Annotated in this window: 4 protein-coding genes; all 4 read right to left on the bottom strand. The window is 58.1% G+C overall.

From position 1 onward, the window contains the following. Positions 1–584: 584 nt before the first annotated feature. Entirely contained in the window at positions 585–3,497 is a 2,913-nt protein-coding gene (locus tag N879_RS19870) for an EAL domain-containing protein (RefSeq protein WP_022983680.1), read from the bottom strand. A 199-nt stretch (positions 3,498–3,696) separates the two neighbouring features. Beyond that, positions 3,697–4,965, bottom strand: a complete 1,269-nt coding sequence (lysA, locus tag N879_RS19865) for a diaminopimelate decarboxylase (RefSeq protein ID WP_009461980.1) — start codon at positions 4,963–4,965, stop codon at positions 3,697–3,699. A 41-nt stretch (positions 4,966–5,006) separates the two neighbouring features. After that, on the bottom strand, positions 5,007–5,141 hold the full coding sequence (lptM, locus tag N879_RS20245; RefSeq protein ID WP_022983679.1) for an LPS translocon maturation chaperone LptM: 135 nt from the start codon (positions 5,139–5,141) through the stop codon (positions 5,007–5,009). Between the two features lie 97 nt (positions 5,142–5,238). Then, complete coding sequence (locus tag N879_RS19860; RefSeq protein WP_009461977.1) at positions 5,239–7,686, bottom strand: penicillin-binding protein 1A; 2,448 nt, start codon at positions 7,684–7,686, stop codon at positions 5,239–5,241. Positions 7,687–7,790 lie beyond the last annotated feature (104 nt).

Below are 7,790 nucleotides of genomic sequence, written 5' to 3'. Positions count from 1 at the left end.
AAACCCGAGTTTGGCTGAGTGCCGGACTCGGGTTTTTTTGTGGCTGTTTATTTTTTCTTTGAGGGGCGGTGCTTGGTGGGGGGCCTTGAAGGGTGTTCTGTGGAGTGGCATAAGCGCTGGGAGACGCCGCTGGTGTGCGGGCCGGGGTGTCGGGGCTTGAGCGCTTGCCGGTGCTGCGCACCGGTGCCCTTGGCAGAAGATCGCGTAGGGCGCATCCTGAACTCGCACGATGGTTTGTCCCCCCGGACAAACCATAAGCGTCGTGCTCAAACAGCAGGATGCTTGAACCCCTACGCGATCTTCTGCCCGCGGCAAGCACTCTGAATCGCCCCGACACCCCGACCCGCACACCAGCGGCTCACAGTGTTTATTTATGAGCCATCCCTATCTGTGTATCCAGAGCTGGGTTCAATACAGGCTTATCCACCTGCAGGGTTGCCAAAGAAGTAGCCTCTGTTGCTTTAATTATGTCTGAGCTTGCGTTGCACGCTGCGGCTGATTCGAAGCGGGGCTTGGAGCTGGATTCGCCTATTTCTTCTTGTTGAGCGGTCAGGCCCTCTGTGGGCCTTGGGTAGCTATTTGAGTTACATGGCGGGCGGGAATTTATCCTGGGATTCGATCAGGAACTGGCGGGCTGCCGGGTCGTTGACCAAGTCGGTCATGGCTTGGGCTTTGAGCAGGTCTGCAGGGGTGCAGGCTTTGGAGATGATGAAGCCTTGTACGTAGTCCACGCCCAGTTCTTGCAGGGCTTTCAGGGTGGGGACGTCTTCGACCCATTCGGCGATGCTGATCATGCCCAGGTTATTGGCCAATTCGACGATGGTACGGACGATGGCGACGTTGGTTTCTTTTTTCAGCATGTCGCAAATCAGGGCACCGTCAATCTTGATGGCATCGGCGGGCAGTTCGCGCAGGTAGGAGAAGGAGGTGTACCCTGCTCCAAAGTCATCCAGTGCGATGCGCACGCCCATTTTCTGCAGGCGACGCATGAAATTACGTGTGTGCTCCAGGTCGTCCAGCGCGACGCCTTCGGTGATTTCTACACACAGTCGGCGGGCCAGGTGTTCGAATCGGGCCAGGATGTCGAAGAGCCAGTTGATGAAGGTGTCGTCGTTCAGGGACACGCCGCTCAGGTTGATGGTGACCCATTGGGTCTTGCTCAACTGGGCTTCGTGTTTGGACATCCATTCCAGGGTGGCGGAGAACACCCATTTATCGATGATGGTGATGGTGCCGCTTTCTTCTGCTGCTGCGATGATGCGGCCGGTAGGGATGAGCTGGCCAGAGGAGTCGCGCACGCGCAGCAAGGCCTCGAAGTTCAGGCTGTCCATGGGGCGACGCAAGGCAGCGATAGGCTGCATTTCCAGGTATAGCGCGCGAGAAGAGCCACCTTCCAGCTCTTCAAATAAACGTAGTTCTTCGGCGTGTTCTTGCAGGACGTTGGAGTCCTGCCCGTAGATAATCATGTCCTGATGCAGGCGGCGGGCGTCGCGGGCAGCTCGGCTGGCGGCGGAGATGGCTTCTTGCGGAGCCATGCCGGGGGCGACTTCGACCAGCCCCAGTGTGCTGCGCAGGTTGAAACTGCGGTTGCCAGCCAGCAAGGGGCTTTTGTTCAGCGATTCCAGCACGCTATTGGCCAGAGTGCGAGCCTGGTCGGGTTCGCAGTCTTCAAAGATGATGACAAATTCGTCGCTGCCGATGCGGCCAATCTTGTCTTTGCTGCGCAGGACAGATTCCAGTTGCTCGCAGACTTTCAGCAGCAGGGCATCGCCCGAGGAATGGCCGAAGGTGCCGTTCACATATTTGATGTGGTTCAGGTCCAAGTAGGCCAGCAGGCACGGTTTGTCGTCCTGGCTGCGGCTGAGCAGGCCGTCCAGTGCTTTTTCGATGCCGCGCTGGTTCAGGACATTGGTAACCGGATCATTGTCGGCCATCAGGCGCAGTTGGCGGTAGGTCTCGGCACGGGCGGTGATGTCTTGCAGAGATCCTTCGATGCACTGATTGACGATGGCCACACGCAAGGCAAATTGGCAGGGCTGGGCATCGGCGTCGTAGTAGGTAATGGTCACGTCCTGACCATTTTGTGTGCTTTGGGCGACGGCTTTCCAGTCTTGTTCGGGAAAGAAATTGGTCCAGTGAATGGTGCTTTCGTTCGGGTCTGCGTCTATGTTGAGCATGCGCGCCAGAATGGGACTGATGCGCAGAAAGACGCCGGATTCGTTCAGGGTGAACATGCCGACAGGGGTCAGCAGGTAGTGGGCCATGAGTTCGTTACGGGCGCGCAGGGATTCGCTGCGGTCTTCTCGCAAGCGTTCACCTACGGCCAGGGCTACCATCAGATTGGAGAGCAGGAAGGCGATGACGCCGTTGAAGTTCTCTACAAAGCTGGAGCGACCAAAGGCCACCAGAAAGATGGCTGAAATCAGCATGCACAGGGCCATGCTGAGCAGCACCAGTTGCCAGAGCAAGATGCGCGAGCGGGTGTGCAGGAGGACGGACAGCAGCACGGCAGAGACGCAGCACAGCGCGTAGATAGTGCTGACCCACATGACGGGCTGGAACACGGACGCCGGGGCCAGCAGGGACACGGGTAACAGGATCAGGCCCAGTATGCCCACCGTAGGCAGCAAGCGTTGCAGGCGGGCGGTAGTAATCGAGTTGCCCAGCAATACCGTAAACAGGGAATAGCTCAGGATGAAGTAGCAGGCGATGGTCACCTGACGCAGCACCGGCATGTACTGCGAGGGCAGAATCTGGCCTAGCCACTGGGTATCCCAGCCCATGGCCATCGAACCCAGGCGCAGGTTGCCAATCAGCCAGACTGACAGCAGCAGGTAGATCCAGGCGCGGTTGGTGGCGGCCAGCACCAGCATGAACATGGCCATGGTCAGCAAGCCGCCTTCCAGCAGCCCTATGCCACGGCTAAGACGGATCGAGGAGTTGGTGACGTCAGCGCTGGCCCAGAGCTGAGCTTGCAGGAGGGTGGGGCGGGAGGTCTCGACACGGCACAGCACGGTGTCGGGGTGGTTCGCCTGGCCTAATTCCAGGGTGTAGCTTTTTACCGGGGCGGGTGACAGCGGGGTAGGCGGGTCCAGCTCACTGTTACGCAGGGCTTGGCCGCTGCGGGCGTCTTGGCAGTGCAGCGAAGAAATCGGGGAGGCCGGAAAGTGCAGGACCTGGTCCTGCTGGGGGAAGGGGGCGGGCAGGGTCAGCAGCAGCCAATGGGGCTCGCTCAGGTGCAATCGTTGCCGGGTCGGGGCATTTTCCAATTGCGTCAGTAACTCTGGATCCGCATGCTCTTGCTGGCTGGCCAGCGCCTGAATGCCCAAACTTTGACCGGGAACGGTAGGGTAGCGATTCGGCAGGAACAGTAATGCCCATAAAGTGAGCATGATCAGAAACAAAGGGATGACGTAAAGACTCAAGCCGCGAATCAGGCGCTCGCTGGCCGAAGTAACAGGCTCAAAGCCGTGTGTCGGTATCCCTGGGGTGGTCATGATGGTGGTACAGCCTCCAGCGCTTACCATCGAACTGTCTGGCCACTGACAGCGAAATCTGTGCGTTCCCGGCTAGGACAGGACGCAACAGGCCGGGACTGCGATGCCTGCTGATGGCAGCGCAGTCCCGGCCTGTTTTACGGTCAGATTCGAGAGTTCTTTAAGGCTGAATGGTTGTTACCTGCATTCTTGCCCGCCTTTAAGGGAGCAATCGTTCGGTGGCAAACAAACTTTCCAGGCTTTCGCGGGGGCGGATCACATGAACCTGATCGCCGTCGACCAGAATTTCAGCCGCACGGGGGCGGGTGTTGTACTGGCTGGCCATGGTAAAGGCGTAGGCACCGGCGGACATGATGGCGACCAGATCGTCCTGTTTCAGATCCAGCTGACGGTCACGAGCCAGCCAGTCACCGCTTTCGCAGATGGGGCCAACCAGATCGTAGCGGGGAGTGGACTCCGTCACTGGACGAGGCTCTACCGCTTCCACGCCGTGCCAGGCGTCGTACAGAGTGGGGCGAATCAAGTCGTTCATGGCGGCATCAATGATGGCGAAGTTTTTGGTCTCGCCATGCTTGAGGTATTCCACGCGGCTGAGCAGCACACCGGCATTGCCCACCATGGAACGGCCGGGTTCCAGCACGATTTCCAGATGGCCAAGTCCGTTCTTGTCCAGAGCGGCAAACACTTCGGTCAGCAGCTGGGTAGGGGTCACCAGGGTTTCGTCGGTGTAGCGAATGCCCAGACCGCCGCCCAAATCCAGATGAGTCAGGTTCACGCCTTGCTCTTTCAGGGCCAGGATCAGCTTGATCAGCTTGTCCAGCGCATCCAGATAGGGGCTGACTTCGGTAATCTGCGAGCCGATATGGCAATCCACACCCACAATATTCAGGCTGGGCAGCTCTTGGGCGCGTGCATAGATGCGAGGAGCCTGATCAATAGGCACGCCGAACTTGTTGTCTTTCAGCCCGGTGGAAATGTAGGGATGGGTGCGAGCATCCACGTCCGGATTCACGCGCAAGGAAACAGGCGCTTTCACATTCATGCGTTCAGCAACCTGTGCAACGCGCTCCAGCTCGCCTTCGGATTCGACGTTGAAGCACTTCACGCCTGCTTTCAGGGCAGCTTCAATTTCCCAAACCTGTTTGCCGACACCGGAGAACACCACTTTGCCTGGATCGCCACCGGCGGCGATGACACGGGCCAGCTCACCGCCCGAGACAATGTCAAAGCCGGTACCCAGACGGGCGAATTCTTGCAGAATGGCCAGGTTGGAGTTGGCCTTCATGCCATAGCACACCAACAACTTGCGGTCCTGGCCTGCCACTCGATAGGACTCCCAGGCGTCGCGCAAGGCTTGGCGGGAATACACATACAGAGGGGTGCCGAATTCTTCAGCCAGCTTGTTCAGGGGAACTTGCTCGGCGTGCAGCGTGTTGTTCTGAAATTGGAAGTGAGGTGCAACGGTCATGGTGTCGTCAAATAACAGAGGTTAAGCGAGCAGGGCGGAAATCAGCGCGGCGCTGTTTGGGCGTCCGCTGCTTCCTGCGCAGGAGGGTGGTACAAGGGGCCTTTGTAGCCGCAAGCGCTAAGAAAAATGCTAAGTGCCAGCAAGGCCAGCAGGCGGGAGGAACGTAGTTTGTTCATAAGGTGTTGAGCTAGTGCAGACAATGCAGAACATTATGCCATTGTGAGGGACAAAGCATAAAAAAACGCCGGCTAGGCCGGCGTTTGGGTACTGGATTTAGAAGGGGACGAAGGGCTGGGCTTGCGTGCTCGAAGAACCGGAGTCAGAGTCCAGTTGCCGCAGCAGGTCGCCAATACCATCGCTTTGATCGCTACCGCCTTGTTGTAGGGCACCGTCACCTGGAGCGGGCAGACCAACACGGGCAATCGCTTGTCCGGGTGGGAATTCGTCAAAGTAGAAGTCCCCGTTGATGCGCGACAGGCCGGAAGGCATGGGGCCTGGAGGGACGATAGGCTTGTCTTTGAGCGCGGCGCGCATGTAGTTGATCCAGATAGGCATGGAAGCACCACCGCCGGTTTCACCCGAACCCAGGCTGCGTGGCTTGTCAAAGCCCATCCAGGCAATACCAACCAGATCTGGCGTGTAACCGGCAAACCAGGCGTCCTGGGAATCGTTGGTGGTCCCTGTCTTGCCACCAATGTCCGTACGCTTCAATTCGCGCGAGGAGCGGGCACCAGTACCGGAAGTTGCCACACCGCGCAGCAAATCGTTCATGACGTAAGCCGTACGGGCGTCGATGGCACGGGCAGCCGCATCACCGGCCACAATGGGCTTGGCACGCATGATGACTTTGTTGGTGCTGTCGGTTACGTAATCGATCAGGTAGGGCTCAGTGCGGTAACCGCCGTTGGCAAAGACCGAGTAGGCACCGGCCATTTGCAGAGGCGTTACGCTACCGGCACCCAGAGCCAGCGGCAGCACGGCGGGTTGACGGGCTTTGTCGAAACCAAAGCGGGTCACGTATTCCTGCACATACTTGGGACCGACGGCCTGCATGATACGGATGGACACCATGTTTTTGGATTTATACAAGCCTTGGCGCATGGTCAGCATGGGCTCGTAGGTGCGACCGTAGTTCTTGGGTGTCCAGGGCTTGGAGCCGGTCTGGGCTGCGGTCAAAACAAAAGGTTCGTCCGAAATCTGAGTGGCTGGAGTCAGACCACGCTCCAGCGAGGAGGCGTAGATGAAGGGCTTGAAGGCCGAGCCGGGTTGACGCCAGGCTTGCGTGACGCGGTTGAACTTCCCGTCCGAGAAGTGGAAACCGCCCACCATGGCTTGGATAGCGCCGTCTTGCGGGCGTACCGACACAAAAGCCGCTTGCACCGCAGGCATATTGATCACTTCCCAGTAATCGCCATTGCGGAACAGATAGACCACGGAACCGCGCTGAATGCGCACGTCTGCCTTGGCGTTTTTCACCAGGCCACGAGCGACAATCTTCAGGGCGCGCTTGTCGTTGACATCAATAATTTGCTGGGCGGTACGGGCCACGCGAATCTGGTTGGGGCTGGCATCGAGCACCACACCGGTCAGCAAGTCGCCTGTGTCGGGGTACTTGTCCTGCAAGTCATCCAGAATGGAGTCCAGCTGGGCGTGATCGTTTTCAATACCGGCAGGCAGATCCACCTGGCCTTGCGGGCCGGTGTAAGGAGCACGACGGGTGTAATCCAGAATACCGTTGCGTACGGCCAGGTAAGCCGCTTCCTGGTCGGTGGACTTGATCGTGGTGTAGATATTGAAGCCGCGCGAGTACACATTGTCCTGGTAGACGCCGTACAGCAGTTGGCGAGCCAGTTCAGCTGCGTATTCACCGTGGATGGCGTAGCCACCTGCAGGCGTACCCAGAGCCGATTTCACGACGATTTCCTGTGCCATCGCGTCCTGGTATTCCTGCTCAGTGATGTAGCCCAGGGTACGCATGCGGCCCAGCACATAGGCTTGGCGAGTTTTGGCACGTTCGAAGTTGGCAATGGGGTTGAAGCGCGAGGGGGCTTTGGGAATACCGGCCAGCATGGCGGCTTCTGCTGTGGTGATTTCGCCCAGTTGCTTGCCCAGATACGTTCGTGAGGCTGCGGCAAAACCATAAGCACGATGACCCAGATAAATCTGGTTCATGTACAGATCCAGAATCTGGTCTTTGGTTAGCGTGGCTTCAATCTTGAAGGTCAGCAGCAGTTCGTAGAACTTGCGGGTATAGGTCTTTTCCGATGACAGGTAGAAGTTACGCGCTACCTGCATGGTGATCGTACTGGCCCCCTGGGTCTTGGACATATGGGTCATATTGGCCAAGGCAGCACGGCCAACACCCATCCAGTCAATACCGCCGTGCTGGTAGAAGCGATCGTCCTCGGCCGCCAGAATGGCCGATTTCATGACATCGGGAATTTCGTCAAAACGCAACACATTGCGGCGTTCTTCACCAAATTCGCCGATCAACACCTTATCCGCCGTGTAAATGCGCAGCGGCACTCGGGGGCGGTAGTCGATCATGGCGCTAAGGTCAGGCAGGTTTGGCCAGGCCAAAGCCAGCGCAAGCGACCCGAGCAGGACGGCACACAGACCAAGCCCCACAAAAAAGACCGAGGTCTTGATGATGAGGCGGGCAAGCCAGGAACCGGAGCTTTGCTCGGGTTTAGAATTGGGGGAGCGGGAAGAGGAACTCATTAGGGCTGATTTTAAAGTCCAAACGCAGCAGGACTGGGCCTCAAACCAAGTATCAATGTAACAAAATAATACTAAGCAAGCGGACTGTGCTTAGGGAAGGCTAA

This window comes from Alcaligenes sp. EGD-AK7 (assembly GCF_000465875.3).
In the GTDB taxonomy this organism is placed as follows: Bacteria; Pseudomonadota; Gammaproteobacteria; order Burkholderiales; family Burkholderiaceae_B; genus Alcaligenes; species Alcaligenes phenolicus.
This window is presented reverse-complemented; position numbering and strand designations above follow the sequence as displayed.

Coding starts and splice junctions, on each gene's coding strand:
- N879_RS19870 (WP_022983680.1), bottom strand. CDS start 3,497: ATGACCACCCCAGGGATACCGACACACGGCTTTGAGCCTGTTACTTCG.
- lysA (WP_009461980.1), bottom strand. CDS start 4,965: ATGACCGTTGCACCTCACTTCCAATTTCAGAACAACACGCTGCACGCC.
- lptM (WP_022983679.1), bottom strand. CDS start 5,141: ATGAACAAACTACGTTCCTCCCGCCTGCTGGCCTTGCTGGCACTTAGC.
- N879_RS19860 (WP_009461977.1), bottom strand. CDS start 7,686: ATGAGTTCCTCTTCCCGCTCCCCCAATTCTAAACCCGAGCAAAGCTCC.